The organism is Sandaracinobacteroides hominis (assembly GCF_016464365.1).
Taxonomy (GTDB): Bacteria; Pseudomonadota; Alphaproteobacteria; order Sphingomonadales; family Sphingomonadaceae; genus Sandaracinobacteroides; species Sandaracinobacteroides hominis.
In genome coordinates, this window is the sequence record NZ_JADCUC010000001.1 from 456,344 (window position 1) to 481,861 (window position 25,518).

26 protein-coding genes are annotated in these 25,518 nt (G+C 65.7%); 14 read left to right on the forward strand and 12 right to left on the reverse strand.

What is annotated here, in order from left to right; translation table 11 throughout:
• The first annotated feature begins 59 nt into the window (after positions 1-59).
• Positions 60-1,064, forward strand: a complete 1,005-nt coding sequence (locus IM784_RS02330) for a P-loop NTPase (protein ID WP_199553661.1) — start codon at positions 60-62, stop codon at positions 1,062-1,064.
• Here the strand turns inward: IM784_RS02330 and IM784_RS02335 are convergent.
• Complete coding sequence (locus IM784_RS02335; protein ID WP_199553662.1) at positions 1,061-2,416, reverse strand: TldD/PmbA family protein; 1,356 nt, start codon at positions 2,414-2,416, stop codon at positions 1,061-1,063. The two genes, IM784_RS02330 and IM784_RS02335, sit on opposite strands and share 4 nt — an antisense overlap.
• Before the next feature lie 48 nt (positions 2,417-2,464).
• Positions 2,465-3,376 carry a 4-hydroxybenzoate octaprenyltransferase gene (ubiA, locus tag IM784_RS02340; protein WP_199553663.1) on the reverse strand — a complete coding sequence of 304 codons (912 nt, stop codon included), beginning with the start codon at positions 3,374-3,376 and terminating at the stop codon, positions 2,465-2,467.
• A 17-nt stretch (positions 3,377-3,393) separates the two neighbouring features.
• On the opposite strand from ubiA, the gene IM784_RS02345 reads away from it, so the two are divergent.
• Positions 3,394-4,248 (forward strand): dienelactone hydrolase family protein, encoded by an 855-nt coding sequence (locus tag IM784_RS02345; protein ID WP_235976483.1) that lies wholly within the window; start codon positions 3,394-3,396, stop codon positions 4,246-4,248.
• Here the strand turns inward: IM784_RS02345 and IM784_RS02350 are convergent.
• A complete protein-coding gene (locus IM784_RS02350; protein ID WP_408015270.1) occupies positions 4,206-5,999 on the reverse strand; it encodes a fatty acyl-AMP ligase in 1,794 nt (597 codons plus the stop codon). The genes IM784_RS02345 and IM784_RS02350 overlap by 43 nt on opposite strands.
• Positions 6,000-6,187: 188 nt before the next feature.
• Between IM784_RS02350 and IM784_RS02355 the strand changes: the two genes are divergently transcribed.
• Positions 6,188-6,664, forward strand: a complete 477-nt coding sequence (locus IM784_RS02355) for a regulatory protein RecX (protein WP_235976484.1) — start codon at positions 6,188-6,190, stop codon at positions 6,662-6,664.
• Positions 6,665-7,398: 734 nt separating this feature from the next.
• On the opposite strand, the gene IM784_RS02360 is transcribed toward IM784_RS02355, so the two are convergent.
• On the reverse strand, positions 7,399-8,307 hold the full coding sequence (locus IM784_RS02360) for a prephenate/arogenate dehydrogenase family protein (protein ID WP_199553666.1): 909 nt from the start codon (positions 8,305-8,307) through the stop codon (positions 7,399-7,401).
• Entirely contained in the window at positions 8,307-9,422 is a 1,116-nt protein-coding gene (gene hisC, locus IM784_RS02365; RefSeq protein WP_199553667.1) for a histidinol-phosphate transaminase, read from the reverse strand. Before hisC ends, IM784_RS02360 begins: the two co-directional genes overlap by 1 nt.
• A gap of 67 nt (positions 9,423-9,489) precedes the next feature.
• Here hisC and metX point away from each other — a divergent pair, with 67 nt between their 5' ends.
• Together metX and metW are read left to right on the forward strand one after the other, a co-directional pair.
• Positions 9,490-10,602 carry a homoserine O-acetyltransferase MetX gene (metX, locus tag IM784_RS02370; RefSeq protein ID WP_199553668.1) on the forward strand — a complete coding sequence of 371 codons (1,113 nt, stop codon included), beginning with the start codon at positions 9,490-9,492 and terminating at the stop codon, positions 10,600-10,602.
• Entirely contained in the window at positions 10,599-11,186 is a 588-nt protein-coding gene (gene metW / locus IM784_RS02375; protein ID WP_199553669.1) for a methionine biosynthesis protein MetW, read from the forward strand. Before metX ends, metW begins: the two co-directional genes overlap by 4 nt.
• Positions 11,187-11,282: 96 nt before the next feature.
• On the opposite strand, the gene IM784_RS02380 is transcribed toward metW, so the two are convergent.
• Entirely contained in the window at positions 11,283-11,642 is a 360-nt protein-coding gene (locus tag IM784_RS02380) for a DUF3597 domain-containing protein (protein WP_199553670.1), read from the reverse strand.
• 249 nt (positions 11,643-11,891) lie between these two features.
• Here IM784_RS02380 and IM784_RS02385 point away from each other — a divergent pair, with 249 nt between their 5' ends.
• Positions 11,892-12,455, forward strand: coding sequence for an FCD domain-containing protein (locus IM784_RS02385; RefSeq protein ID WP_199553671.1), 564 nt, complete (start codon positions 11,892-11,894; stop codon positions 12,453-12,455).
• Positions 12,456-12,743: 288 nt separating this feature from the next.
• On the opposite strand, the gene IM784_RS02390 is transcribed toward IM784_RS02385, so the two are convergent.
• A complete protein-coding gene (locus tag IM784_RS02390; RefSeq protein WP_199553672.1) occupies positions 12,744-13,925 on the reverse strand; it encodes a vWA domain-containing protein in 1,182 nt (393 codons plus the stop codon).
• A 77-nt stretch (positions 13,926-14,002) separates the two neighbouring features.
• A complete protein-coding gene (locus IM784_RS02395) occupies positions 14,003-14,620 on the reverse strand; it encodes a hypothetical protein (RefSeq protein WP_199553673.1) in 618 nt (205 codons plus the stop codon).
• 218 nt (positions 14,621-14,838) lie between these two features.
• Between IM784_RS02395 and IM784_RS02400 the strand changes: the two genes are divergently transcribed.
• A complete protein-coding gene (locus IM784_RS02400; RefSeq protein ID WP_199553674.1) occupies positions 14,839-15,564 on the forward strand; it encodes an SDR family NAD(P)-dependent oxidoreductase in 726 nt (241 codons plus the stop codon).
• 45 nt (positions 15,565-15,609) lie between these two features.
• Here the strand turns inward: IM784_RS02400 and IM784_RS02405 are convergent, their stop codons facing one another.
• The gene (locus IM784_RS02405; protein WP_199553675.1) at positions 15,610-15,861 is read right to left on the reverse strand and encodes a hypothetical protein; all 252 of its coding nucleotides are present in this window, start codon (positions 15,859-15,861) and stop codon (positions 15,610-15,612) included.
• Between the two features lie 11 nt (positions 15,862-15,872).
• A complete protein-coding gene (locus IM784_RS02410) occupies positions 15,873-16,730 on the reverse strand; it encodes an MlaA family lipoprotein (protein WP_199553676.1) in 858 nt (285 codons plus the stop codon).
• An 87-nt stretch (positions 16,731-16,817) separates the two neighbouring features.
• Between IM784_RS02410 and IM784_RS02415 the strand changes: the two genes are divergently transcribed.
• From IM784_RS02415 to metH, 4 genes are read left to right on the forward strand one after another with little or no spacing between them, the layout of a single operon-like run.
• Complete coding sequence (locus IM784_RS02415; RefSeq protein ID WP_199553677.1) at positions 16,818-17,738, forward strand: ArsR/SmtB family transcription factor; 921 nt, start codon at positions 16,818-16,820, stop codon at positions 17,736-17,738.
• Complete coding sequence (gene metF, locus IM784_RS02420) at positions 17,735-18,652, forward strand: methylenetetrahydrofolate reductase (RefSeq protein ID WP_328799418.1); 918 nt, start codon at positions 17,735-17,737, stop codon at positions 18,650-18,652. Before IM784_RS02415 ends, metF begins: the two co-directional genes overlap by 4 nt.
• Positions 18,649-19,704: a homocysteine S-methyltransferase family protein gene (locus IM784_RS02425; RefSeq protein ID WP_199553679.1), complete on the forward strand. Its 1,056-nt coding sequence runs from the start codon at positions 18,649-18,651 to the stop codon at positions 19,702-19,704. The genes metF and IM784_RS02425 overlap by 4 nt, the downstream gene beginning before the upstream one ends.
• Positions 19,701-22,304: a methionine synthase gene (metH, locus tag IM784_RS02430; protein WP_199553680.1), complete on the forward strand. Its 2,604-nt coding sequence runs from the start codon at positions 19,701-19,703 to the stop codon at positions 22,302-22,304. The genes IM784_RS02425 and metH overlap by 4 nt, the downstream gene beginning before the upstream one ends.
• A gap of 24 nt (positions 22,305-22,328) precedes the next feature.
• On the opposite strand, the gene IM784_RS02435 is transcribed toward metH, so the two are convergent.
• Positions 22,329-22,562 (reverse strand): hypothetical protein, encoded by a 234-nt coding sequence (locus tag IM784_RS02435; protein WP_199553681.1) that lies wholly within the window; start codon positions 22,560-22,562, stop codon positions 22,329-22,331.
• Positions 22,563-22,759: 197 nt separating this feature from the next.
• On the reverse strand, positions 22,760-23,389 hold the full coding sequence (locus IM784_RS02440) for an NUDIX hydrolase (protein ID WP_199553682.1): 630 nt from the start codon (positions 23,387-23,389) through the stop codon (positions 22,760-22,762).
• Positions 23,390-23,694: 305 nt separating this feature from the next.
• Between IM784_RS02440 and IM784_RS02445 the strand changes: the two genes are divergently transcribed.
• From IM784_RS02445 to lptA, 3 genes are read left to right on the forward strand one after another with little or no spacing between them, the layout of a single operon-like run.
• Positions 23,695-24,306, forward strand: a complete 612-nt coding sequence (locus tag IM784_RS02445) for a ribonuclease D (RefSeq protein ID WP_199553683.1) — start codon at positions 23,695-23,697, stop codon at positions 24,304-24,306.
• Positions 24,299-24,940: an LPS export ABC transporter periplasmic protein LptC gene (lptC, locus tag IM784_RS02450; RefSeq protein ID WP_199553684.1), complete on the forward strand. Its 642-nt coding sequence runs from the start codon at positions 24,299-24,301 to the stop codon at positions 24,938-24,940. The genes IM784_RS02445 and lptC overlap by 8 nt, the downstream gene beginning before the upstream one ends.
• Positions 24,937-25,464 (forward strand): lipopolysaccharide transport periplasmic protein LptA, encoded by a 528-nt coding sequence (gene lptA / locus IM784_RS02455; RefSeq protein ID WP_199553685.1) that lies wholly within the window; start codon positions 24,937-24,939, stop codon positions 25,462-25,464. The genes lptC and lptA overlap by 4 nt, the downstream gene beginning before the upstream one ends.
• Positions 25,465-25,518 lie beyond the last annotated feature (54 nt).

Sequence of the window (25,518 nt, forward strand, 5' to 3'; positions counted from 1 at the left end):
GGATTGCAGCGCTGTAATCCGGGATATAGGGGCATGGCCTTTGGAAAGCGAGGGCTGCAATGACGGATCGGGAGCAGGCGGTGGCCGCGCTGCAGGAAATGACGGATCCGAAGCGGTCTGCAGGGTTGATGCAATCGGGCCGGGTCTCCGGGCTGACGGTGCGCGAGGACGGCACCGCGGGGCTGGTGCTGGCGGTGGACGACCTGACGCGGGCCGAAGCGCAGGCGCTGGAGAGCGCTGTGGGGGCGCGGCTGCGGGCGGCGGGGTTTGCGGCGGTGCGGATCATCCAGACGTCGGAGCGGGGCGCGGCGCCTGTGGCGGACGCCGGGGCGGTGGCGGGCGTGCGGCATGTGATCGGCGTCGGAGCGGGGAAGGGCGGCGTCGGCAAATCGACGGTTGCCGCCGGGCTGGCGCTGGCGCTGAAGCGGCGCGGGCTGGCGGTGGGTCTGCTGGATGGGGATATCCAGGGACCTTCTCTGCATATCCTGCTGGGCGTGAAGGAGCGGGCGAAGGCGACCGCTGACAAGCAACTGCTGCCGGTGGAGGCCCATGGGCTGAAGATGCTGGGGATGGGGCTGATGGCCGATCCCGACAAGGCGGTCGCCTGGCGCGGGCCGATGGTGGCCGGGGCACTGGTGCAGATGGCGACGGTCGCCGATTGGGGCGCTCTGGATGTGCTGGTGGTGGATTTGCCGCCGGGGACGGGTGACGTGCATTTGGCTTTGGCGCAGAAGCTGAAGCCTTCGGGGGCGCTGGTGGTGACAACTCCGCAGGCGCTGGCGACTGCAGACGCGCGGCGCGCGGTTTCCTTCTTTGGCGTGGTGCAGGTGCCGGTGCTGGGCGTGGTGATGAACATGGCCGGGATGCCGGCGCCGGATGGGACGATGCTCTATCCGTTCGGGAAGCCGGATGGGGCAGGGCTGGGCGCCGAGGTGCTGGCGGAACTGCCGCTGGACCCTGCCGTGGTAGAGGCGTCCGATGCCGGGCGGCCTCTGGCGACGGGCGCGGTCGCCGAGGGGCTGGATCTGGTGGCGGCCAGGCTGGCGGCGCAACTGGGGCTTTAGCTCTGGCCTGCGACTGTCATGCCGTCGATGCGGACGGTGGGGGCGTTGGTGGACTGGCGGAATTCCAGGTCGTTGGCCGGGATCAGGGCGCGGAACATGTCGGCGAGGTTGCCGGCGATGGTGGCTTCGCTGATCGGCTCGGCGAGCTGGCCGTTGCGGATGCGGAAACCGCCGGCACCACGGCTGTAATCGCCGGTGAGCGTGTTGACGCCCATGCCGATCAGTTCCGTGACGTAGATGCCGTCCGCTATGTCGGACATCAGATCGTGCGGGCTGGCTGTGCCCGCATCCATCCAGAGGTTTGACGAGGAGACGCCAGGCGGGCCGGCGCTGCCGCGGCTGGCGTGGCCGGTGGGCTGCAGGTTGAGCTGGCGGGCGGACGCGCTCTCGATCAGCCAGCCGGTCAGGTGGCCATCGGCTATGATGTCTCGCGGGGCGGTGGGGAGGCCTTCGCCGTCGAAGGCGCGGGAGCGGAGGCCGCGCGGCAAGTGCGGGTTATCGCGGATGTGGATGCCGGGGGCAAAGAGCTGCTCCTTCTCGCGGCCGAGGAGAAAGCTGGTCTTGCGGGCGATGGAGCTGCCGGTGATCGCCGACAGCAGATGTCCGAGCAGGCTTGGGGAAACGCGCTTGTCGAAGATGACCGGCATGGCGCCGGTGGGGGCGCTGGTGGGCGACAGGCGTTCGAGCGCGCGGCTGGCGGCGCGATAGCCGATTTCGGCCGGCGATTCGAGGTCGGCAAGGTGACGGGCCTGATGCCAGTCGTAGTCGCGCTGCATGGTGGCGCCTTCGCCGGCGATTACGACGGCTGAGGCGGAAACGGAGCTGCCGTAGGCGGCGCCGCGGAAGCCGGTGGAAGTGGCGAGCGCAGAGCTGCTGGTGCCGCAGCTGGCAGAGCCGCCTTCGCTGTTGGTGATGCCCTTGACGGCGAGCGCGGCGTTTTCGGCTTCCAGCGCCATTTCATGCAGGCGCTCGGCGGAGACGTTGGCGGCGGCTTCGTCGTGGAGATCGAAATCGGCGAACGGACCGCGCGAGAGGAGATTTGCAGCGGCAAGGCCCGCGAACGGATCCGGCGTGGCTTCGCGGGCCATCGAGGCGGCTCGCTCGGCGGCTTCGGCGAGGGCGGATGGCGAGAGATCGGAGATGGAGACTTGTGCCGAGCGGTTGCCGAGGAACAGGCGCAGGCCGATTTCCTCGCCTTCGGAGCGGCCGATGTCTTCCAGCTTGCCCAGACGAACGCTGATTCCGGTGGAGGTTTCGCCGAAATAGACGGCGTCGGCGCTGTCGGCCCCGGCCTTCCTTGCAAGCGAGAGGAGGTGGTCGAGGCGATCCAGCGCGGCGTCGGAACTTAGCATGGCAACGACTTAGGCGGCGTGCCGCTGGGCTGCAAGAAGGGCCGGCAGCTACGCTGCAAGAAGGGCGGGCGAGAGTGCTGCAAGGAGGATGGGCAGCACAAGCAGGGCGCCGGCAAGGCGATTGGAGCGGAAACGGCTGAGGGCCGACGGTGTGCTGGCTGGATCGAAGCTGGTGGCCTGCCAGCCGAGATGGGCGGCGGCTGGGATCATGCCGAGAAGGGCGAGGGGGTGGCCCCAGCGCCAGAGGGCGGCACCGAGCAGGAGGATGGTAGCGATATAGAAAAGGCCGACGCCGCTCTTCAGGTTCGGGCCGAGGGCCCGGGCAGAGGATTTGACTCCGGCGAGCGCGTCGTCCTCGATATCCTGCGCTGCGTAGATGCTGTCGTAGCCGAGCGTCCAGGCGATGCAGGCGGCGTAGGCGAGGAGCATGACCGGGAGGTCTGCGCGCAGATTCGGGTCGGCTGCGGCCCAGCCCACCGGGACACCCCAGTTGAAGGTGAGACCGAGCCACGCCTGCGGCCACCAGGTGATGCGTTTCATGAACGGGTAGCCCGCCACGAGGGCGAGTGAGCCGAGGGCGACCAGTTGTGCCTGCAGGGGGAGGGCGAGGAGGACGGCGAGGCCGATCAGCGAGAGGGCGACGAGGAAGGTCCAGGCGTGGCGGACGGGAATTGCACCGCTGGCGACGGGGCGGCTGGCCGTGCGGGTGACTTGGGCGTCGAGGTCGCGGTCGATGATGTCGTTATAGACGCAGCCTGCGGCGCGCATGGCGATGGCACCCACTAGGAACAGCGGCCAGAGCGGCCACCAGCCCGCAGCCGGGCTGAGGAAGGCGCCGATGAGGCAGGGCCAGAACAGCAGCCAGATGCCGGCGGGGCGGTCGAACCGGGCGAGGCGGGCGTATTCGGCGGCTCGCGGTGGCAGGCGATCTACCCAGGTGGCGACGGCGTCGGGGGTCATGTGGCTGGCCTTAGGGGATGTGGGCGCTTCTTGACAGCTGCGGTTTTGGCGACGAGCCTGCCGATATGCCGCTGGGGGATTATCAGCTTTCGGATTTCACCGACGGACCGTGGACGCGGCCGGTTTATCGGCGCGGGAGCGGGCCGGCGGTGATCGTGATGCACGAGATTCCGGGGCTGCATCCGCTGGTGGTGCGGTTTGCCGACCGGCTGGTGGAATCGGGGATGACCGTGTTCATGCCCAGCCTGTTCGGGACGCCGGGGAAGCAGTTGAGCACCGGCTATATGCTGGGGCAGATGTTCCTGAATGTCTGCATCCGACGGGAGTTTTCGACCTGGAAGGGTGGCAAATCGAGCCCGATTGTCGACTGGTTGCGGGCGCTGGCTCGGTTTGCCCATGCTGACTGCGGTGGGCCGGGGGTTGGGGCTGTGGGGATGTGTTTTACCGGTGGGTTTGCGCTGGCGATGATGACGGAGCCCAGTGTCGTTGCTCCGGTACTGTCGCAACCGAGCTTGCCGTTTCGGGATCCGGGTGGATTGGATGCTTCGGAGGCTGAGATCAGTTGTGCCAAGTTGCGGATGGAAGCGGAAGGGCTGACGTTGCTGGGGTTGCGGTTCAAGGGGGACAAGTTTGTGCCGGCGGAGCGGTTTGCGCGGTTGCGCAAGGAATTTGGCGAGCGGTTTGAGGATGTTAGTCTGGAACCTGAGGATGCCCGGCAGGTTCCCGGGATGGCACCGCATTCGGTATTGACGATTCACCTGGCCGAAAGCGGGCCTTCGAAGGAAGCCGAGGTGCGGACCATCGGCTTCTTTCGGGAGCGGTTAGGGATTCACGCCGCTACATCGAAGGGGATGATTTCGCCGGACAGGTAGAGCTGGCGGGCTTTTACCCGGCTGAGCTTGCCCGACGAGGTGCGCGGCAGCGTGCGCGGCGGGACCAGTTCGACGACGCAGTTCATGCCGGTGATGGCGCGGACCTTGGTGCGGATCGCTTCCTTCAGGCGGGCGCGTTCGTCCAGATCGGTGGTGCGGCACTGGACCAGCACCGCGGGGGCTTCCTCGCCCTGCGGGGTGGTGATGGAGAAGGCGGCGATGTCGCCGGCCTTGAAGCCTTCGAGCTGCTCAATCGCCCACTCGATATCCTGCGGCCAATGGTTCTTGCCGTTGAGGATGATCATGTCCTTGGCGCGGCCGACGATGAAGATGTGGCCGTCGACGAGATAGCCCATGTCGCCGGTGTCGAGCCAGCCGTCGGCGGAGAGGCAGGCGGCGGTGGCTTCGGGATCGCGGAAATAGCCCTGCATGATCCCAACGCCCTTTACCAGCACGCGGCCGATCTGGCGATCCGGCAAGGGCTTGCCGTTTTCGCCGCGGATTTCGATGGTGAGGCCTTCGAGCGCGATGCCGCAATCGACGATGGCGCGGTAGCGGACGGGCTTGGAGGCATCTGAAGGACCATCTGCAAAGCCTTCGCCTGCAAGCCTTTTTTCGTCGATCAGATCGCAGACGATGCCCTGGCCGACCGGGGCGACCGAGACCGCGAGCGTGGCTTCGGCGAGGCCGTAGCTGGGGGTGAAGGCTTCAGCGCGGAAGCCTGCCGGGGCGAAGGCATCGACGAAGGCCTGGCAGATGTCCGGGCGGATCATGTCGGCGCCATTGCCGGCGATGCGCCAGCGGGAAAGGTCAAAGCGGCCCTCCACGTCGGTCTGCGTCGAGACGCGGCGGGCACAGATGTCGTAGCCGAAGGTGGGCGAATAGCTGAGGCTGTTGCCCGGATTGCGGCTGATGAGGGTGAGCCACGACAGCGGACGGCGGGCGAAATCGTCTGTCGCGATGTAATCGACCGACATCTGCACCGCCATCGGCGACAGCAGCGTGCCGACGAGGCCCATGTCGTGATACCAGGGCAACCACGAGACGCCGCGGTCTCCGGGCGCGATTTCCATGCTTTTCGCGTGGCCGGCGAGGTTCGCCATGACGGCGCGGTGGGTGACCGCGACGCCGTGCGGGAAGCGGGTGGAGCCGCTGCTGTATTGCAGATAGGCGATCGCGTCCGGATCGGCCTGCGGCAGCCCGGCGGCCGGCGCGGGGAGGGCGGCGAACTCTTCCCAGCCGAGCGTTTCGGCAATGCCTTCAGCGGCTTCGCCGAAGATCGACTTCAAACTGTCTGGTCCGAGCACGAGGGCCGGATCGGAGCTGGTGAGCTGGACGCGGATCTGCTCGACATAGGCCTGGCGGCCGCCGAAGGATGTGGGCAGCGGCAGCGGCACCGGAAGCACGCCGGCATAGAGGGCCGCGAAGAAGGCGGCGCAGAATTCGGCGCCGGTTTCGGCGATGAGGGCTATGCGATCGCCGGGCTGCACGCCCTTCGCGATGAGGCGCAGCGCGCCTTCGCGGGCGTCGGCTGCGAGCATGGAATAGGGGTAGACGCGCACAAGATTTGCCTTGGCGTCGTAAAAGTTGAAACCGGTGGCGCCCGTTGCAGCGTAATCGAGGGCTTCGGTGAGGGTTTGATAGCGGCCGGTGACGAACTCGATTCCCGACATCAGCGGGGTAGCGGCAAGCGTTGCAGGCGCATCGGGAGCATTGGTCCCGCTGGTCTGGTTCGTTTCCACTGCAGTCATCTCTGGCTTACCTTCATGATCAGCGACCTTGCGACACGGATTTCCGCATCATTCGGCCGCCTATCTGGCGTGGATGATGGTTCAAAAGAGGCCCGAACTGTGGCAGCAAGGTGGCAATGGCTGAGAACCGGCAAACAAAGGCCCGCAAAGAGCGCACACGAAAGCCTCCCCCTCCTCTTGATCCTGTCATGCTTGATGCCATCGCCGTCAGATATGTCGAGCGTTTTCAGACAACGCGGGCGAGGTTGGTGCGGCTTCTTCGGCAGAAATTGCGGCAGCGGGGCTGGGAAGAGGGCCTGCCGGCTGCCGATCCGGAGGCGGTGGCCGAGCGGATGGTGCAGTTGGGCTATGTGAACGACCAGGCCTTTGCCGAGGCGCGGACGCGGGGGCTGGTACGGCGCGGGATGGGCGCGGGGCGGGTGAAACAGGCGCTGGCGGCCTATGGGGTGGATAGCGAGCTGGTAGCCGCGGCGGTTTCGGACGTGGATGCGTTGGGCGCGGCGGTGGATTTTGCCCACCGCAAGCGGTTGGGCCCGTTCGGACCGCCGGTGACGGAGCCGAAGGCGCGGATGAAGCAGCTGGGGGCGATGGCGCGAGCCGGGCATGGCTATGAGGTGGCGAAACGGGTGGTGGATGCCCGGAGTGAGGAGGAGCTGGAGGATTGAGCTGGCGTTCCTTCGCCTTTTGGCGGAGGGGGCGCCGCGAAACTTCCCAAACTTCCCAGGGAGTCGCGTGTACGGGCGGGTGCGCGCGTAGCTTTTGGGCTTGGTGTAGGACAGCGGAAATTTCGGAAGCTTTGCTGCTGTTTGCACCTGGCGGGGTTTGGCATGGAATGGGGGTGTAGGACAGGGCTGGAGCGGCCGACGCTTTTGGCGAAGCCAAAACGCGCGAGTCCGCGCAAGCCCGGCCGGCGGGGCGTGGGCGACTGCCCACGAACCCGTCCGACGGGCGGGCTTTGCCCGCAATCTTACTTCTCTTGCTGACTTCAAGCGGACTCGGCGGCTTAGCCGCCGGCCGCTTAGCGCGCTCAATTGCTGACCTTGGCAGACAGTGGAATTCACTGTGGATGGAAGTTCAGCTTAGCGATGCAACGGGTTGCCTGGCTGAGGTCGCGATTTCACTGATCGAGCCGACGATGCTGACGTCATCGCATCGTTGTCAGACTGTTATATTTTTCCAATCTCCATAGAAGCTGGATCCCGGGTCAAGCCCGGGATGACGGGAGGGTTGGGCTTGCGGGGAACGGTTTTGCGGGTCGTTTGCTCTGTGGATCCCAGCTTTCGCTGGGATGACGGTTAGGGTGGACGTGCGGGTTTGCGCTCGGTTGGTTTTTTTGCGGCGCGTCCCCACCCCAACCCTGAGCCGTAGGCCACCGAAGGTGAACGGGAGGGGCGTTTTTTCAGTGATGTCGCCCGAAGTCCGGGTCAGCCGTGTCCTGCCCGGCGTCGATGATCGCGCGGCGGATGTCGCGGCTGCTGGTGAAGCGTTGGAACAGGGTGTCGGCGTCGCCCCAGCGGATGGCGCGTTGGAGGGCAGCCAAATCCTCGGTCACGCGGCCCAAAATCTCCAGCACCGCTTCCTTGTTCGTCAGGAACACATCGCGCCACATCGTCGGGTCGGACGCGGCGATGCGCGTAAAGTCGCGAAAACCCCCGGCGGAATATTTGATGACTTCGCCGCGGGTTACGCCTTCGAGGTCCGCCGCTGTGCCGACGATGGAATAGGCGATGAGGTGGGGGATGTGGCTGGTGACCGCGAGCACCAGATCGTGGTGGCGGGCGTCCATGATTTCGACGCGGGAGCCGAGGCGGGTCCAGAATTCGGCGAGGCGGGTGACGGCGGTTTCGTCTGCGCCTTCCAGTGGTGTCAGGATGCACCAGCGGTCTTCGAAGAGCGTGGGGAAGCCGGCGTCGGGGCCGGAGCGCTCGGTGCCGGCGACCGGGTGGGCCGGGATCAGGTGGACGTTTTCGGGGAGGAGGGGGCGGACGGCGTCGATCACGGTTTGCTTGGCGGAGCCGACGTCGGAGACGATGGCGCCGGGCGAGAGGTCTGCGGCGATGTCGCGGGCGACGACCGCGAAGGCGCCGAGCGGCACGGCCAGGATGACGAGATCGGCGTCGACTACGGCGGCTGCGGGCGTGTCTGCTACGTCGTCGAGGAGGCCGAGGTCTATCACGCGCTGGCGGACGGCCGGGTCTGCGTCGGTTCCGGTAAGGGCGACCGTTGGCATCTTCGCCCGCACCGCGCGGGCGACCGATGAGCCGATGAGGCCGAGGCCGATGATGGCGACGCGGGAGAAAGGCAGCATCAGGCGCTTTCGGCGATCTCTGTCAGCGCGGCGATGACACCGGTGGTTTCTTCCTCGGTGCCGACCGAAATGCGCAGCGCGTTGGCGAGGCCCTGTCCGGGGAGCCAGCGGGTGAGGTATCCGCGCTGGGCGAGGCCGTTGTGGAAGGCCTCTGCCGTGAGCGGGCCGGTTTCCGGGCAGGCCATGAGAACGAAGTTCGCCTCGGACGGGATGGCGCGGAGGCCGCCATTGCCAACGCGGTTGCCGAGGCGGGTGATGGCGTCGGCGAGGCGGGTGCGCTGCTCGCGATTCTTGCGCCGGCAGTCGGCGACGAACTGCTGGTCTTCGAGCGCGGCTTCGGCGGCGGCGAGGGCCGGGACCGAGATGGGGAAGGGGGCGCGGACGCGGTTGATTTCGTCGATGACGGCCTGCGAGCCGGTTGCCCAGCCTACGCGGAGGCCGCCCAGGCCGTAGATCTTGGAGAAGGTGCGGGTGACGAGCACGTTGGGCCGGGTGCGGGCGAGCTCCAGGCCGCCGTCCGGGTCTGCCTCGTCGAGATATTCGGCATAGGCCTGGTCGACGACGAGCAGGATATCGGAGCGCAGGCCCGCGTGCAGGCGCGCGACTTCGCTGGCCGGGATCATCGTGCCGGTGGGGTTGTTGGGGTTGGCGAGATAGACGACGCGCGTGTCTTCGCGGACGGTGGCGAGGAGCGCGTCGATATCGGCGGTGTAGTCGCTGTCGGGCGCGGCGAGGGGTTCGGCGCCGGCGCGGCGGGCGGCGATAGGGTAGACCATGAAGCCGTGGCGGACGTAGGCGACGCTGTCGCCGGGCTTGCAGTAGATGAGCGGCAGGAGCTGCAGGATTTCATCCGAGCCGGTGCCGCAGACGATGCGGTCTGCATCGAGATTGTGGTGGGCGGCGATTTTCTCGCGCAGGCGTTCGGCCGTGCCGTCGGGGTAGCGATTGGAGCCGGCGGCATGGTCCTGCAGCGCCTTGATGGCGTGCGGGCTGGCGCCCCAGGGGTTTTCGTTGGAGGAGAGCTTTACCGGCTTGATGTGCCCGCCGCCCTTTGAAGAGCCGGGCTTGTAGGCTTCGATCGCAGAGATCCAGGGATTGGGGGTGGGCGTTTTCATGGCTGAACCCCCTAGTTATGCGGGGCAGTTGCGGCAAGCGCTTTGCCAATGCTAACGCGGGCGCCCTGTGGCGAAGACTGTTTCCCATAATTTTTTGCGGCTGCCGCATGACCTGCCGCTGGACAGCGGGCAGGTGCTGCCGGCGCCTGCCGTGGCATTCGAGACGCTGGGCGAGCTGAATGCGGACCGGAGCAATGCGATCCTGATCTGCCATGCGCTGACGGGTGACCAGTATGTGGCGACCGAGCAGCCGCTGACGGGGAAGCCCGGTTGGTGGGTGCGGATGGTGGGCGAGGGGAAGCCGATCGATCCCAGGCGGCACTTCATCATCTGCACCAATGTGATCGGCGGCTGCATGGGGAGCGAGGGGCCGGCTTCGCTGCATCCGGTGGATGGGGAGAGCTGGGGGCTGCGCTTTCCGGTGATTACCATTGCCGACATGGTGCGGGCGCAGGCCGGGCTGATGGACCTGCTGGGGATCGAGGTGCTGGCGGCGGTGGTTGGCGGATCGATGGGCGGGATGCAGGCGCTGCAGTGGGCGGCGAGCTATCCGGGGCGGGTGCGCTCGGTGGTGGCGATTGCCTGTGCGCCGCGGCATTCGGCGCAGAATATCGCCTTTCACGAGGTGGGGCGGCAGGCGATCATGGCCGATCCGGCGTGGAAGGGCGGGGCCTATGCGGCGGGGAACGGGCCTTCGAAGGGGTTGGCGGTGGCGCGGATGGCGGCGCACATCACCTATCTGTCGGAAGCGGGGCTGACGGCGAAGTTCGGGCGGCATCTGCAGGAAAAGACCGCGAAGAGCTTTGGCTTTGATGCGGATTTCCAGATCGAGAGCTATTTGCGGCACCAGGGGCTGAGTTTTGTCGACCGGTTCGATGCGAATTCCTATCTGTATATCACCCGGGCGCTGGATTATTTCGATCTTGCAGAGGCTTATGGTGGGCAGCTGGCGGGGGCGTTTGCGGAGACGCGGGCGCGGTTTTGCGTGATCTCGTTTGACAGTGACTGGCTGTATCCGACGGCGGAATCGCGGCGGATCGTGCAGGCGCTGGTGGCGGCGGGGCGGCATGCGAGCTTTGTGGAGCTGAGCAGCCCGTTCGGGCATGATGCGTTTCTGCTGGATACGCCCGGGCTGGATGAGGTGGTGGATGGCTTCCTGAAGGCGGGGGAGGTCGCTTGAACGGGCTTTCCGTGCGGCTGCGGCAGGTGGCGGAACAGGTGCCCGCCGGCGCTTCGGTGCTGGATGTCGGCTGTTCGGACGGGCGGCTGCTGGCGTATTTGCGCGATGCGAAGGGTGTGGACGGGCGCGGGATCGAGATCGATCCGACGCGGGTGGCTGCGGCCGTGGCGCGCGGGCTTTCGGTGGTGCAGGGCGATGCGACCAGCGATCTTTCGGCCTTTCCCGACCAGTCGGTCGACTATGCCATTCTTTCCGAGACGCTGCAGGCGATGGACCGGCCGGCGCTGGTGCTGGGCGAGCTGGTGCGGATCGGGCGGAAGGCCATCGTGGCCTTTCCGAACTTTGGCCACTGGCAGGTTCGGCGGAGCCTGATGTTCACCGGGCGGATGCCGGTGACGAAGAAACTGCCGACCAACTGGCACGACACCGAGAATATCCATCTGTGCACGATCGCCGATTTTCGCGCACTGGCGGCGGAGATGGGGCTGACCATCGAGGGACAGGCCTATCTTTCGGGCGAGACGCCGATCCACGCGTGGCCGAACTTCAGGGCCGACCACGCTCTTTTCATCCTGAGCCGCTGAGCGGCTCGTTCGGCACCGGCCCGCTCCCCCGCCCGACCACCCCCATGCTGTAGCGCAGGGTGTTCAGGCGGGGGAGCGGGCCGATGCCGAAACGCGTCAGACCGTCGCGGTGGCGAGCTTTGCCATAACCGCCTTGTGCAGCCAGATGTTCATTTCGGCGCTGCCGTCCAGCGCGCCGGTGTAGCCCAGCTCCTGCGCGAGCTCCTTGCGGTTGGCTAGCGAGCTGTCCATGCCGACGAGCTTCATCAGATCGACGATGGAGGTCTTGTAGTTGGAGGGCTGGCCCCGCTTTTCCGCCATGTAGGCGAGGGTTTCATCGAGATCGACCGGCTGCGGCACGGGCGGCGGCGGCGGGGTCGCGGCTGCCGGCGGCGGCGGCGGAGCCTTTTTCACGGCCACTTCCTTTGCCTCGGCGCTGCCGAAGATTGCGTCTTTCAGGCTGGAAAAAATCCCCATGTTCGCTTCCTTGCTGTGGTTACCCATCCCGGAGACTGCGACAAATCCGGGTGCGGAACAAGCTGGTGCCGGATGCATATTACGCTCTTGTGACAACGCCACAGCTGGGATAGCTTTCGCGCCGCCCTGGAGGGGAGGTGCTTGATGGCCGTGGGTCGCGACGGTCGCCAGGAGTCGGGTCTTCTGGAACCTGAACGTTTGGCGTGTGCAGTGCTGCAGAAGATCAAGGGCCGGGATCTGCCCGGAGGCATGTTTTTGAAACCCGACAATCTGGCGCCTGTGCTGCAGGCGAGCGTGGCGGACGTTCGCGCGGCGCTGAAGCTGCTGGAGGAGAGGGGCGCCACGGTTCGCGCCGGTGACGGCTGGATGGTGCGATCGGACCGGCGGATGCCGCAGCGCGATTTCCTGATGCGGATTCATCCGTTGATGGGCAATCTGGTGCGATTGGCGGCAACAAACATCACGCCGGAACAGGCGGCCGCCGTGGCGGATGCCTATGACCGCTTTTACCTGCCGTCATCCGGGCTGGACACGGCAGGCCGGAGTGAAGCGTATCGGGAAATGCTGATGCTGATCGCGGAAGCGACCGGCAGCGCCTTTCACCAGACTGCCGTGACGCGGGCGCTGAAGGAAGCCGGCCCGCTGGTCGACATGATCGTGGCCGACGTGATGCGCCTGCCGCTGGAACATGATCCGGACGATGAACTGGCACGACTGGTGAATGCGCTGAAGGCCGGCGACGTGGTCAACGCGGTGCAGGCCGTGGAGGATCATGTGCTGGTGGTGGGCGTGCGGATGGACCGGTTGTTCTGAGTTAGGACGTGAAAGGGCCGGACGCGGAGCGCCAAACCAAGACCGGGCGCAGCCCGCAAGCGCGACCGCGCGCCCGCGCCAATGCGCGGAACCGGCGCGAAGCGCCAAACCAAGACCGGGCGCAGCCCGCAAGCGCGACCGCGCGCCCGCGCCAGTGCGCGGAACCGGCGCGAAGCGCCGAAGGCAAGACCGGGCGCAGCCCGCAAGCGCGACCGCGCGCCCGCGCCAGTGCGCGGAACCGGCGCGAAGCGCCGAAGGCAAGACCGGGCGCGAAGCGCCGCAGGCAAATCAGTTACTGCGCGTCAGGCTGCGCATGGCGCTGTCGAGACCTTCCAGCGTCAGGGGGAACATGCGGTCTTCCATCAGCGTCTTGATCATCTGGATCGACTGGCTGTGGGCCCAGTGCTTTTCCGGGATCGGGTTCAGCCAGGCGGCGGAGTGGTAGACGCCGGTGAGGCGCTTCATCCAGGTTTCGCCGGATTCCTCGTTCCAGTGCTCGACCGAGCCGCCGGCATAGTTGATCTCGTAGGGGCTCATCGAGGCGTCGCCGACGAAGATCAGCTTGTAGTCGTGCGGGTATTTGTGGAGCACGTCGAATACCGGCGTGCGTTCCGACCAGCGGCGCTTGTTGTCCTTCCAGACGGCTTCGTAGGGGCAGTTGTGGAAGTAGAAATATTCCAGATGCTTGAACTCGCTGCGGGCGGCGGAGAACAGCTCTTCCATGACCTTGATGTGCGGGTCCATCGAGCCGCCGACGTCGAGGAACAGCAGCAGTTTGACGGCGTTGTGGCGCTCCGGGCGCATGACGATGTCGAGATAGGCCTTGCGTGCCGTTCCGCGGATGGTTTCGGCAAGATCCAGCTCGTCTGCGGCGCCTTCGCGGGCGAATTTCCGGAGCCGGCGGAGCGCCACCTTGATGTTGCGGGTGCCGAGCTCGACGGTGGCGTCGAGGTTCTTGAACTCGCGCTTGTCCCAGACCTTTACCGCGCGGTTGTGGCGGTTCTTGTCCTGGCCGATGCGGACGCCTTCGGGGTTGTAGCCGTTGGCGCCGAAGGGCGAGGTGCCGCCGGTGCCGATCCACTTGTTGCCGCCCTGATGCCGTTCCTTCTGCTCCTCGAGGCGCTTCTTCAGCGTCTCCATGATTTCCTCCCAGGAGCCGAGCGCCTTGATCTTCTCCATCTCTTCCTCGGAGAGGTAGAGTTCGGAGAGCTTGCGCAGCCATTCCTCGGGGATTTCGGCCGTGCCGGTTTCGATGCTGGTTTCCAGCCCCTTGAAGACTTTGGAGAAAACCTGATCGAAGCGGTCCAGAAGGCCTTCGTCCTTCACATAGACCGAGCGGGCGAGATAATAGAAATCCTCCACCCGGCGGTCGATGACGCCCTTTTCCATCGCCTCCAGCAGAAGCAGATGCTCCTTCAGCGAGGCGGGAATCTTGGCTGCGCGCAGCTCGTCTAGGAAGTGCAGGAACATGGGCGGAGACTAGACCGCGTGGAGGCGGCCCGCCAGCCCGCCAAATGCGGGAGGCGGGCGGCCCGATAGCGGAGCCTTTACTGGAGGCGGGGCATGGGACGTGGAGCGGATTTCCAGTCCTGCCGTTCCCACTGTTTCACTTCCTTTTCGGCGGCGCCGGAAGTGATGACGATCTCGGTGCTCTTGCCATCGTCGGACTTGCTGATGGCGATCAGCGCGCCTTCGGTCTTGTCGCCGCTGTTTCCAGTTCCGAAGATGCGGACGGCGCTGTCGTTGTCGTTGACGACCATGCCGGCCTTCAGGCCCAGTTCCTTTGCCTTTGCATCATAGAAGGCGGCGACCTTGGCGATCGGATCGGCAGTGGAGAAAATGACCAGGCTGCCTTTGGCCTTGCCGTCGGGCGAGGCAGTGTCGCCGATCTGGGTCTTTACCGTGGCGCCCGGATAGGCGGGGGCAAAGGCCGGGAGTTGGGCGGTGAGCTCGAGCGATTCGCCTTCGCCGGCGGTGGAGACGACGGTGCCATTGGAAATGACGGCGCCGTTGGAGACCACGACGGTGCCCTTTCCGTCGGTTTCGGCGACGGCGACATCCTCTGTCTTCTTGCAGGCGGTGAGGAGCGAGCCTGTGGCGACGAGGGCGGGGAGAATCAGCAGGGCGGGCCTGAACATGCGGGCGCGCGAAGGACTGGCGGTCAATGTAATCTCCTGTTCGTCTGGCCGACGCGACGCGTGCAGCCCCTTTCCCAGCGGTTACGCCGGTGGCCGTCCCTCTCTCGGCGGTTTCCATGACGCAGAACCGAATGCACGGCAAGACTTTGCGCCCGCCCTCATTTTTGCCCGCCCTCACTTTCGGCAGTCGCTGGCGGGCGCTTTCCGGCCTTTATCTGGCGCGCAGCAGATAGGGAGTGTGGAAGATGGCGAGCAATTGGCCGGAGTTCAAAGGCAAGCAGGTGCTGGTGACGGGCGGAAGCCAGGGCATCGGCTTTGCGGCGGCGGCGGCGTTTGCCAAGGCGGGCGCAAAGGTGGCGATAACGGGGACGCGGGCCAATGCGTCGGATTACAGCGACGATCTTTCCGCCTTTACCTATGTGCAGGCGGATTTTTCCAAGCCCGGCACCGTCGCTGACGTGGTGGCGAAGGTGGGGCCGCTGGACGTGCTGGTGAACAATGCCGGCATGGGGCATCCGAACGAATTTTCGGACGAGGGCTTTCGCACCGTTATCGAGGTGAACCTGAATTCGGTGATGAGCCTGTGCACGGCGTTTCATTCGGGATTGAAGGAGCGTGGGGGCTGCGTGGTGAACGTCGGATCCTTGGCGAGCTTTCTGGCACTGAAGGATGTGCCGGCCTATACGGCTTCGAAGGCGGGGCTGCTGGGACTGACGCGGGCGCTGGCGGACAAGTGGGCCCCCGACGGTGTCCGGGTGAATCTGGTGGCGCCGGGGTTCATTCGCACGCGGATGACGGAAGTTCAGCGGACGGATACGGATTATGAGAAGCGGCTGCTGAAATCGGTGCCGATGCGGCGCTGGGGGGAGCCGGAGGAAGTGGCGGAGACGATCCTGTTCATGGCTTCGAACCGGGCGCCCTATATTACCGGGCAGTCGATCGCGATCGATGGCGGGTTGATGCTGCGGTAGGTCTGGTTGGGTCGACCCATCCCCGGCCCATCCAGGCCGGGGAGGTCAGCCTTCTATTTCCTCGACCTGCTTTTTGGCGGCCCTGGCGACAGGCTCGGGCTCTTTCACCTTGCCGGTGAGTTCGGAGATGGTCCTGGATTCGACGACCGGGGCTGCGGCGGCAGCGTCTGCGGCGCGGATGTCGGCGACGGAGCGGTCTATGCCGCGCTGAACCGAGGCGTCTGGCGTTTCATCGGATTTCTTGCCGCAGGCAGTGAGTGCGGCGGCGAGGATGAGGAGGGTGGCTGTGCTTCGCATGGGCGCGGCCTTCAGGATTGGGGCTGGGCTGGCGGCGTGGGCTCTGCTGCCGGTTCCGGAGTTTCGGCCGGTGTTTCTGCCGGTGCTGGATCGGCGGCCTGTTCATCCGGTAGCGGCGGGAGCGGCGGGAGGTCTTCGCTGTCGTCCGTCTCGTCGGGCAGGTTGCCGTCGAAGATTTCGTAGCGGCGGTTTTGCAGCCAGGCGGAACGGACGGTGGCATAGGGGTCTGCCGCGCCGACCAGCAGTTGCTCGCCGTTGTCGCGCAGGCTGGCGCGGGTGTCGACGAGGCGGATGCCGAGCTTCACGATCTGTTCGTCGGGGGCGAGGACGCGGCCTTCGACATAGTCCATTGGATCGAGGATGAAATCCACGAAGAAGCCGACGCTGTCGCGCGCGGTGGAGGGCCCGAGGAAGGGGAGCATGACATAGGGGCCGGAGGGGACGTTCCAGACGGCGAGGGTCTGGCCGAAATCATGCTTTTGCACGTCGAGGCCCATGCCGGTTGCGTGGTCTGCGACGCCGAGGCCGAGGACGGTGTTGATCATGATGCGGTCGAGGGCTCGGAAGGCGCTCTTGATCTTGCCCTGCGCGACGGCATTGGCGAGGTAGGTGGGTTCCTGGAAAAGGTCGTAGGCGTTGGAAATGCCGCGCCGGGGCGCCTCTGGCATGGCGAAGCGATAGACATCGGTGACCGGGCGGAGCACTGCCCTGTCGAGCGCCATGCTGACGCCGTAGATTTTGCGGTTGGTCTTTTCCCAGGGGTCGGCGCGTGCGGTATCGGTGATGGCGACGCGATCGAGCTTTTCGCCGCCATGGGCGCAGGCGGAGAGCAGCAGGGCGGCGAGAAGGGGCAGGGCGACACGCGACATTTCCCTGCGCTAGTGGGTGGGCGGGCGCGAGACAAGCTGTCGACGAACGGTTGACCAAATATAAAGACATGTTTAAGTCTTTTATCCATGACGCGCGTGCATGATTTTTTTGCGGCTTTGGCGGACCCTACGCGGGTTCGTATCCTGCTACTGGTGCGCGATCTGCAGCTTTCGGTGGGGGAGCTGGCGGAGACGCTGGACCAGAGCCAGCCGCGGGTTTCCCGGCATGTGCGAATTCTGGCCGAGGCCGGGCTGGTGCGGCGGCACAAGGAAGGCGCTTTTGTGTTCGTGGGCGTCGGGGAAACGCTGCCGGTGAAGACGCTCTATCATCTGGTGGATGAACTGCTGGTGGGGGAGGACCTGATTGCGGGCGACCGGGCGCGGTTGGCGCAGGTGCGGGCCGATCGGCAGAGGGCGGTGGACGAGTGGTTTCGCGCCAATGCCGGCGAGTGGGACATGTTGCGCCGGATGGGCGGGCAGGACCAGGCGGTGGAAGCGGCGCTGGTGGCGGCCGCGCGGGTGCCGGCCGTGGGGCGGTTGCTGGATATCGGCACCGGGACCGGGCGGGTGCTGGAGTTGCTGGCCGATGAGGCCGTGGCGGCTACCGGGATCGACCGGTCGCCGGAAATGCTGCGGCTGGCGCGGGGGAAGCTGGCGGCTGCCGGCAACCAGCAGGCGGCCGTGCAGCAGGCGGATATGCGGCAGCTGCCGTTTGAGCCGGGCAGTTTCGATACGGTGACGCTGAACCATGTGCTCCACTATGCGGATGATCCCGCCGCGGTGATTGCGGAAGCGGCGCGGACGGTGGATGTCGGCGGCAAGCTGCTGGTGGCCGACTATGCGCCGCACAGGCACGAGGAATTGCGCAGCCGTTTTCACCATAGCCGGCTGGGGTTCGAGGATGAGAGCGTGCTGGGATGGATGCAGGCGGCCGGGCTGGAGGCGGCGCGGCTGTCGGTGCATCCGGGGCCGGAGCTGGATGTTGTGATTTGGGAGGGGAGGCGGTGAACGCGGTTCAACTGGAAGCGCAGCGGGCGCATAACAGTCCGCTGTTTGCGGACCTTCCCGGCGATATCGAGGTGAGCTTCGAGTTTTTCCCGCCGAAGACGGAGAAGATGGCGGAGACGCTGTGGAATTCGGTGGAGACTTTGGCGCCGCTGAAGCCGCGCTTTGTTTCCGTGACATATGGGGCGGGCGGATCGACGCGGGAGCGGACGCATTCGACCGTGGAGCGGATCGTGCGGGAGACCGGAATACCGGCTGCCGCCCACCTGACCTGCGTGGGGGCCAGCAAGACCGAGATTGCCGAGGTGGCGGAAGCCTATTGGGATGCGGGCATCCGGCATATCGTGGCGCTGCGCGGCGATCCGCCGGTGAAGGACGGAGTCTTTCAGACGTTTGCGCCGTATCCGGAGGGCTATGCGGATTCGGCGGACCTGGTTGCCGGGCTGGCGAAGCTGCGGCCGTTTGAACTGAGCGTTGGCGCCTATCCGGAGAAGCATCCGGAGGCGGCGAGTGCGGCGGCCGACCTGGCGCATCTGAAGCGGAAGCTGGATGCCGGGGCTTCGCGGGCCATTACGCAGTTCTTTTTCGAGCCGGAGACGTTTTTCCGCTTTCGCGACGCGGCGGCGGGGGCGGGGATTTCCGCCGATATCGTGCCGGGTATCCTGCCGGTTGCGAGCTTCGCCAATGTGCAGCGGATGGCGGCGCAGTGCGGGACCTGCGTGCCGGAGTGGATGGCGCGGCTGTTTGACGGGCTGGATGACAAGCCCGAGGCGCGGCAGCTGGTTTCGGCGACAATTGCCGCCGAAATGGTGCGGCGGCTCTATGCCGGCGGCGTTCGGCATTTCCATTTTTACACGTTGAACCGGGCGGAGCTTGCCTACGCCATTTGTCACCTGCTTGGGGTTCGCCCGAAATGATAGCTGCCTCTGCTGCCGAAACCGCCTTCCGTGCCCTGGCCAACGCGAGAATTCTTGTGAAGGATGGGCCATATGGTACTGCCGTTCAAGCACTTAATCTGGTGGAAGCCGATTATCGTGGAAAGCTGACGACCAACCACGACCAGAAGGGCAACAACGATATCCTGAACCTGACGCGGCCGGATGCGATTGCCGGGATCGGGCGCAGCTATATCGAATCCGGGGCCGATCTGCTGGCGACGAACACGTTCAACGCCAACGCCATCAGCCAGGCGGATTATGGCACCGAGGGGCTGGTCCGCGAGATCAACCTGGCGGCGGCGCGGATCCTGCGGGCGGAAATCGACCGGGCATCCGCCGAGGACGGGCGGCCGCGCTTTCTGGCAGGCGCGTTGGGCCCGACCAACAAGACGCTGTCGTTGAGCCCGAAGGTGGAGGATCCCGGCTATCGGGAAGTCGATTTCGACGGGATGAAGGGCGTTTATCGCGAGCAGATCGACGCGTTGCTGGAAGGCGGCGTGGATTTCATCCTGATCGAGACGGTGTTCGATACGCTGAATGCCAAGGCGGCGGCCTTTGCGGCGATGGAGGCGGAGGAAGCGCTGGGGCGGCGGGTGCCGATCATGCTGTCGATGACGCTGACCGATCTCGCCGGGCGGAATCTCTCCGGGCAGACGGTGGAGGCGTTCTGGGTGTCGCTGGAGCATGTGCGGCCGATCACCATCGGGCTGAACTGCAGCTTTGGGGCGACCGAGCTGAGGCCGCATGTGCAGATCCTGGCGAAATCGGTGGATACGCTGCTGATGGTCTATCCCAATGCCGGATTGCCGAACGAGTTCGGCGGCTATGACGAGCTGCCGGATACGACCGGGCGGCTGATCCGCGATTGGGCGGAGGCCGGGCTGATCAATGCGGTGGGCGGCTGTTGCGGGACTACGCCGGCGCATATTGCGGCGATTGCAGGCGCTGTGGCGGGGTTGCCGCCGCGCGAACCGCCGGTGCGCGAGCCGGCGCTGCGGCTTTCCGGGCTGGAGGCTTCGGTTTTCGTATGAGCGCGACGCAATTCATCAACATCGGTGAGCGGACCAATGTGACCGGCTCTGCCCGGTTCAAGAAGCTGATCGTGGCGGGCGATTATACGGCGGCGCTGGAGGTGGCGCGCGACCAGGTGGCGGCCGGGGCGCAGGTGATCGACGTGAACATGGACGAGGGGCTGCTGGACAGCGAACTGGCCATGGAGACGTTCCTGAAGCTGCTGGCGGCGGAACCGGACATTGCGCGGGTGCCGCTGATGATCGATTCGTCGAAATGGTCGGTGATCGAGGCCGGGCTGAAGTGCACGGCGGGCAAGGCGATCGTGAATTCGATCAGCATGAAGGAAGGCGAAGAGCAGTTCCTGCACCATGCGCGGATCGTGCGGCGCTATGGGGCGGCCGCCGTGGTGATGGCCTTTGATGAAGTGGGGCAGGCCGATACGGCGGAGCGGAAGCTGGAAATCTGCGCGCGGGCCTATGACCTGCTGGTGGCGGATGGTTTCCCGCCATCGGACATCATCTTTGATCCCAATGTGTTTGCCGTGGCGACCGGGATCGAGGAGCATGACCGCTATGCCATCGATTTCATCGAGGCATGCCGGGCGATCAAGGCGCGCTGTCCGCATGCGCGGATTTCGGGCGGGCTTTCGAACCTGAGCTTTGCCTTTCGCGGCAATGAGGCGGTGAGGCGGGCGATGCACTCGGTATTTCTGTATCATGCGATCCCGGCCGGGATGGACATGGCGATCGTGAATGCCGGGCAGCTGGAGGTGTATGACCAGCTGGATCCGGAGCTGCGCGAGGCGTGCGAGGATGTGATCCTGATGCGTCGGCCGGATGCCACCGACCGGCTGATTACGCTCGCATCGCGTTTCAGCAATCAGGTTCAGGTTACCGAAAAACTTACGGAAGAGTGGCGAAATCTGCCGGTGAGTGAGCGGCTTTCGCATGCGCTGGTGAATGGTATCGATGCCTATGTGGTGGCCGATACGGAGGAAGCGCGCCTGCTGGCGGACCGGCCGATTTCGGTGATCGAAGGCCCGTTGATGGACGGGATGAACAAGGTTGGCGACCTGTTTGCCGGCGGCAAGATGTTCCTGCCGCAGGTGGTGAAATCGGCGCGGGTGATGAAGAAGGCGGTCGCGCATCTGGTGCCGTTCATCGAGGACGAGAAGGACGAGGGCGCTGCCCCCAAGGCGCGGATCGTGATGGCGACCGTGAAGGGCGACGTGCACGATATCGGCAAGAACATCGTCGGCGTGGTGCTTCAGTGCAATAATTTCGAGGTGATCGACCTGGGGGTGATGGTGCCCTGGACGAAGATCCTGGAGACGGCGAAGGCGGAGAAGGCCGACATGATCGGCCTTTCCGGGCTGATCACGCCGTCGCTGGACGAGATGGTGACCGTTGCCAGCGAAATGCAGCGGGCCGGGTTCGAGATGCCGCTGCTGATCGGTGGGGCGACGACTTCGAAGGTGCATACGGCGCTGAAGATTGCGCCTGCCTATGCCGGGCCGACGATCCATGTGCTGGATGCGAGCCGGGCGGTGGGGGTGGCCTCTACGCTGGTTTCGGAGACCTTGTCGGACGACTATACCTCTGGAGTTGCCGCGGAATATGCCGATATCCGCGTGAAGCGGGCGGGCGGGCAATCGGCTTTGGCTGCTCTGGACCAGGCGCGCACCAACGGGCTGCATGTCGATTTTGCCGAGCAGCCGCCGGTGAAGCCCGCCGAGACCGGCCATTGGGTGATCGACGATTGGCCGTTGGAGGAGCTGGCCCCCTTCATCGACTGGACTCCGTTTTTCCGGGCGTGGGAGCTGCACGGCAATTATCCGGCGATCCTGGAGGACAAGCTGGTTGGCGAGGCGGCGCGGACGCTGTGGCACGATGCGCAGGTGATGCTGGAGCAGCTGATCGCCGGCAAGTGGCTGACAGCAAAGGCGGTTTCGGCGATCTGGCCGGCGCGGCGCGATGGCGATGATATCCTGGTGTTTGCCGATGAGGCGCGCGGCGAGCCGATTGCGCGCCTGCCGATGCTGCGGCAGCAGGTGGTGAAGCGCGAGGGCAGGGCGAATGCCTGCCTCGCCGATTTCGTATCGCCGGACGCCGACTGGATCGGCGGATTTGCCGTGACGGCAGGGCATGGAATCGAGGCGAAGCTCGCGGAGTTCAAGGCCGAGCATGATGATTTCTCGGACATTTTGCTGAAGGCCCTGGCGGACCGGTTTGCGGAAGCCGCGGCGGAGGCCCTGCATTTCCGGATCCGGACGCAGCAGTGGGGGTATGAGAAGGCGCATGTGCCGGATTATGCGGCGCTGATCCGCGAGCAATATTCGGGGATTCGACCGGCTCCGGGCTATCCGGCCTGCCCGGATCATAGCCTGAAGCCGTTGCTGTTCGATCTGCTGAAGGCGACGGATGCGACCGGGATCACGCTGACGGAGAGCTTTGCGATGCTGCCGACGGCCGCCGTTTCGGGGTTTTACTTCGCGCATCCGGCCAGCCACTATTTCGGCGTGGCGCGGGTGGGGGAAGACCAGCTGGTGGAATATGCGGCGAGGCGCGGCGTCAGCCTGGAGCAGGCGCGGCAATGGCTGCGCCCCAATCTGGACTGACGCCGCGCGCGCGACGGACGGGGATTATTTCGGCGTGTCGCCCTTTGGCGCGGATTCCTTCTTCTCGTCTCTGGGCGCCTCGGCGCTGGAGGGAGCGGAAGTTGTCGGCGCTGCGTTGGCTTCGGGCGGGGGCGGCTGATCGGCCGGGGTGGACTGGCTGCTGGGGGTCGGCGGAGGTTCGGGCGCGGCCTGCGCCAGAACGGGGCCTGCAAGCAACAGGGCACCGGCGGCCAGAAGGCCGTGATTGAATCGAATCATTTCAGGTTTCCAATCCATTGGACGCGACTGCTCATGTGTCGCTGGAACTAATGTTAATGGCGGAAACGGGATTGTCTTGCCGGTGAGGGACGATCCGACCGCTCTGCGCGGCGAAGCGATCGCAGCTGCGATGAACGGAATGGGACGGTGGGACGAGGCGTTTCGCGCTGTGGCGCGAATCCGCGGCGAATCGGGCGTTAGAGGGCGCGGCCGGGCATGTTGCGGGTCCAGCGCCAGAAGGGGGTGGTTTGTGGGCGTTGGCCGGAGATGTGGAGATCCACCACGTCGAGGACGGCGCGGGTTACCGTGGGGAGGTCCAGCTCGCGCGCTTCGGCGGTGGTGAACCAGGCGAGGTCGTTGAGTTCGCGGCTGTCGGTGGGTTCGAGGGTTTGCAGCCCGCTGGCATCTGCGAGGAGGAAGCGGGCGTCGAAGCGCTTGTGCCGGGCCGGCGGGGTGATGGCGCGGGCGATGTAGCTGAGGCCGGAGAGATCCGAGTGGAGCGTTTCGCCGCTCCGGTGGCCGAAGATGAGGCCGGTTTCCTCGAAGGTTTCGCGGACGGCGGTTTGCGCCAGCGCGCGGGCGAGGCGGGCGCCGTCCTGCCGGGAGAGGCGGGCGGTGGCGGCGAGTTCCTCGGCTACTTCGGCGCGGAGTTCGGATAGGGCGGCGGCGCGGTAATCGGCGCGGTCTATGCGGCCGCCGGGGAAGACCCATTTGCCGGGCATGAAATCATGCCCGCCGGAGCGGCGGCCCATGAGGATCGCGGGCTGTGCGCTGTCGCGGCGGACGAGGATGAGCGTGGCGGCGTCTCTGGGGCGGGGAGCTGGCATGGTTTTGGCATGCGCCTGTGCGGCCGAAAGGCCTAGCTGCAGCATATGGGAGTGGCGGATGCGCGCACCCCCTACCGGTGGTCTTGACTGTTTTCGGCCTGTGGATAACTTTCTCCCGCATCCTCAAAGGGGTTAAAGACGTTGGCACAAACCAGCGAACAGACTTCACGGTGGCGGTTCTGGGCGGCCCTGCTTTCGGGCATGGCGACCGGATATGGCGTGTGGCTGCTGACATATCTGGGCTGAGCTGAGGGTTTGCGGCGCATTGCCGTTACGCGCTGAACCGCTTAAGGCCTGACCCCGACATGGCCATTCATTTTCATGAGAACGATCTTCCCGGAGATCCCTTTGCGCCCGGCCCGATTGCGGTCGATACCGAGACGATGGGCCTGAACCCGCTGCGCGATCGGCTGTGCCTGATCCAGCTGTCGGACGGGCAGGGCGATGAGCATCTGGTGCGCTTCCGTGGGGATTATTCGGCGCCGAACCTGCGGAAGGTGCTGGCCGATCCCTCGCGGCTGAAGCTGTATCACTTTGCGCGTTTCGACCTGGCGGTGATCCGCCAGTATCTGCAGACGACCGCGGCGCCGGTTTACTGCACGAAGACGGCCAGCCGGCTGATCCGCACCTATACCGACCGGCATGGGCTGAAGGACCTGGTGCGGGAGCTGCTGGGAGCGGAGATTTCCAAGCAGCAGCAGAGCTCTGACTGGGGCGCGGTGACGCTGTCGGATGCGCAGAAGGATTATGCGGCATCCGACGTGCGGTTCTTGCACCGGATGATGCCGATCCTGAACGAGCGTCTGGCGCGGGAAGGGCGGACGGAGCTGGCGCAGGCCTGCTTTGACTTCCTGCCGTGGCGGGCCGAGCTGGATCTGGCCGGATGGCCCGAAGTGGACATTTTCGCGCATGTCTGAGGCTGCGGCCCGGGAGAGGGAGGCGCGCCGGCGCTCCATGCTGCCGGGTGGGCCGCGCGACGCGCTGGTGGCGATTGCCAAATGGGGGTTTCCGGCGGCTTCGGTGCTGTTGCTGGTGGTGCTGATCGCCTTGCCGCTTTCGTCGACGCAGGAGTTCAGTTTCCTGCTGTCGAAGGACAGTGCGGCAAGGGCCGGCGAGCGGATGCGGATGCAGGAAGCGACCTATCGCGGCGAGACCACGCGTGGGGAGCCGTTCGAGATCCGGGCGGAATCCGGCGTGCAGAAAACCAGTTCCGTGCCGGTGGTGGTGCTTTCGGGCTTGTCGGCGCGGCTGGAGCAGGAAGTGGGGCCGGCGACGGTTACCGCGCCTTCGGGCGAGTTCTTCATCGACGAGAACAAGCTGAGGGTTAACGGGCCTGTGGTGGCACGTTCTGCCTCTGGCTATAGCCTGGACGGCAATTCCATCGATGTGGATATCAACGAGAATCGGGTGACGGCGACGCAGCCGGTATCCGGCACGCTGCCGATGGGGGAATTTTCCGCCAACGCCTTTACCGCCGACATTTCGGGCCGCACGGTGAGCATGACCGGCGGCGTGAAGCTGCGCATCACTCCAAACCGGACGTTCAGATGACCCTTTTTTCCAGAACCTTTGCCGCACTGTTGCTGGCCGGGCTTGCTGCCCCGACGATGGCGCAGGGGATTTCCACCTCTGCCCTGCGCGGGATGGACAGCAAGGCGCCGATTGATGTCGATGCCGACCGCATTGACGTGCTGGACCAGCAGAACCAGGCGATCTTCACCGGCAATGTGCGCGTGCGGCAGGGCAATCTGACGCTGGAGGCAGACCGCATCAAGGTGGCCTATAGCCGACCTGCGAAGGGCGATCCGGTGATCCAGAGGCTGGATGCCGACGGCAATGTGCGGCTGGCGACGCCGACCGAGCGGGCGACCAGCCGCTTTGGCATCTATGACGTGGACAAGCGCGTGCTGACCCTGATCGGCAATGTGGTTCTGACGCAGGGCACGACCAAGGTGAACGGCAACCGGCTGACCATCGATCTGGCGAGCGGGCGTTCGACCCTGGACGGGCGGACTTCGAGCGGGCAGCCGGGCAGCCGGGTTAGCGGCCGGTTTGCGGTGCCCGATCGGAAATAGGCTTGAGGGTGGGTTTGGCGTTCAGGTTCGACCCACCCCCGGCCCCTCCCTGCC

What these genes read in the sequence shown, in the direction of transcription:
- IM784_RS02380 (WP_199553670.1), bottom strand. Translation starts at nt 11,642, where the DNA reads ATGGGGATTTTTTCCAGCCTGAAAGACGCAATCTTCGGCAGCGCCGAG.
- IM784_RS02360 (WP_199553666.1), bottom strand. Translation starts at nt 8,307, where the DNA reads ATGCTGCCTTTCTCCCGCGTCGCCATCATCGGCCTCGGCCTCATCGGC.
- IM784_RS02435 (WP_199553681.1), bottom strand. Translation starts at nt 22,562, where the DNA reads ATGATTCGATTCAATCACGGCCTTCTGGCCGCCGGTGCCCTGTTGCTT.
- lptA (WP_199553685.1), top strand. Translation starts at nt 24,937, where the DNA reads ATGACCCTTTTTTCCAGAACCTTTGCCGCACTGTTGCTGGCCGGGCTT.
- IM784_RS02415 (WP_199553677.1), top strand. Translation starts at nt 16,818, where the DNA reads ATGACGCGCGTGCATGATTTTTTTGCGGCTTTGGCGGACCCTACGCGG.
- IM784_RS02425 (WP_199553679.1), top strand. Translation starts at nt 18,649, where the DNA reads ATGATAGCTGCCTCTGCTGCCGAAACCGCCTTCCGTGCCCTGGCCAAC.
- IM784_RS02400 (WP_199553674.1), top strand. Translation starts at nt 14,839, where the DNA reads ATGGCGAGCAATTGGCCGGAGTTCAAAGGCAAGCAGGTGCTGGTGACG.
- IM784_RS02405 (WP_199553675.1), bottom strand. Translation starts at nt 15,861, where the DNA reads ATGCGAAGCACAGCCACCCTCCTCATCCTCGCCGCCGCACTCACTGCC.
- IM784_RS02345 (WP_235976483.1), top strand. Translation starts at nt 3,394, where the DNA reads ATGTGGGCGCTTCTTGACAGCTGCGGTTTTGGCGACGAGCCTGCCGAT.
- IM784_RS02350 (WP_408015270.1), bottom strand. Translation starts at nt 5,999, where the DNA reads ATGACTGCAGTGGAAACGAACCAGACCAGCGGGACCAATGCTCCCGAT.
- metH (WP_199553680.1), top strand. Translation starts at nt 19,701, where the DNA reads ATGAGCGCGACGCAATTCATCAACATCGGTGAGCGGACCAATGTGACC.
- IM784_RS02335 (WP_199553662.1), bottom strand. Translation starts at nt 2,416, where the DNA reads ATGCTAAGTTCCGACGCCGCGCTGGATCGCCTCGACCACCTCCTCTCG.
- IM784_RS02390 (WP_199553672.1), bottom strand. Translation starts at nt 13,925, where the DNA reads ATGTTCCTGCACTTCCTAGACGAGCTGCGCGCAGCCAAGATTCCCGCC.
- IM784_RS02355 (WP_235976484.1), top strand. Translation starts at nt 6,188, where the DNA reads ATGCTTGATGCCATCGCCGTCAGATATGTCGAGCGTTTTCAGACAACG.
- IM784_RS02330 (WP_199553661.1), top strand. Translation starts at nt 60, where the DNA reads ATGACGGATCGGGAGCAGGCGGTGGCCGCGCTGCAGGAAATGACGGAT.
- hisC (WP_199553667.1), bottom strand. Translation starts at nt 9,422, where the DNA reads ATGAAAACGCCCACCCCCAATCCCTGGATCTCTGCGATCGAAGCCTAC.
- ubiA (WP_199553663.1), bottom strand. Translation starts at nt 3,376, where the DNA reads ATGACCCCCGACGCCGTCGCCACCTGGGTAGATCGCCTGCCACCGCGA.
- lptC (WP_199553684.1), top strand. Translation starts at nt 24,299, where the DNA reads ATGTCTGAGGCTGCGGCCCGGGAGAGGGAGGCGCGCCGGCGCTCCATG.
- IM784_RS02385 (WP_199553671.1), top strand. Translation starts at nt 11,892, where the DNA reads ATGTTTTTGAAACCCGACAATCTGGCGCCTGTGCTGCAGGCGAGCGTG.
- IM784_RS02440 (WP_199553682.1), bottom strand. Translation starts at nt 23,389, where the DNA reads ATGCCAGCTCCCCGCCCCAGAGACGCCGCCACGCTCATCCTCGTCCGC.
- IM784_RS02410 (WP_199553676.1), bottom strand. Translation starts at nt 16,730, where the DNA reads ATGTCGCGTGTCGCCCTGCCCCTTCTCGCCGCCCTGCTGCTCTCCGCC.
- IM784_RS02445 (WP_199553683.1), top strand. Translation starts at nt 23,695, where the DNA reads ATGGCCATTCATTTTCATGAGAACGATCTTCCCGGAGATCCCTTTGCG.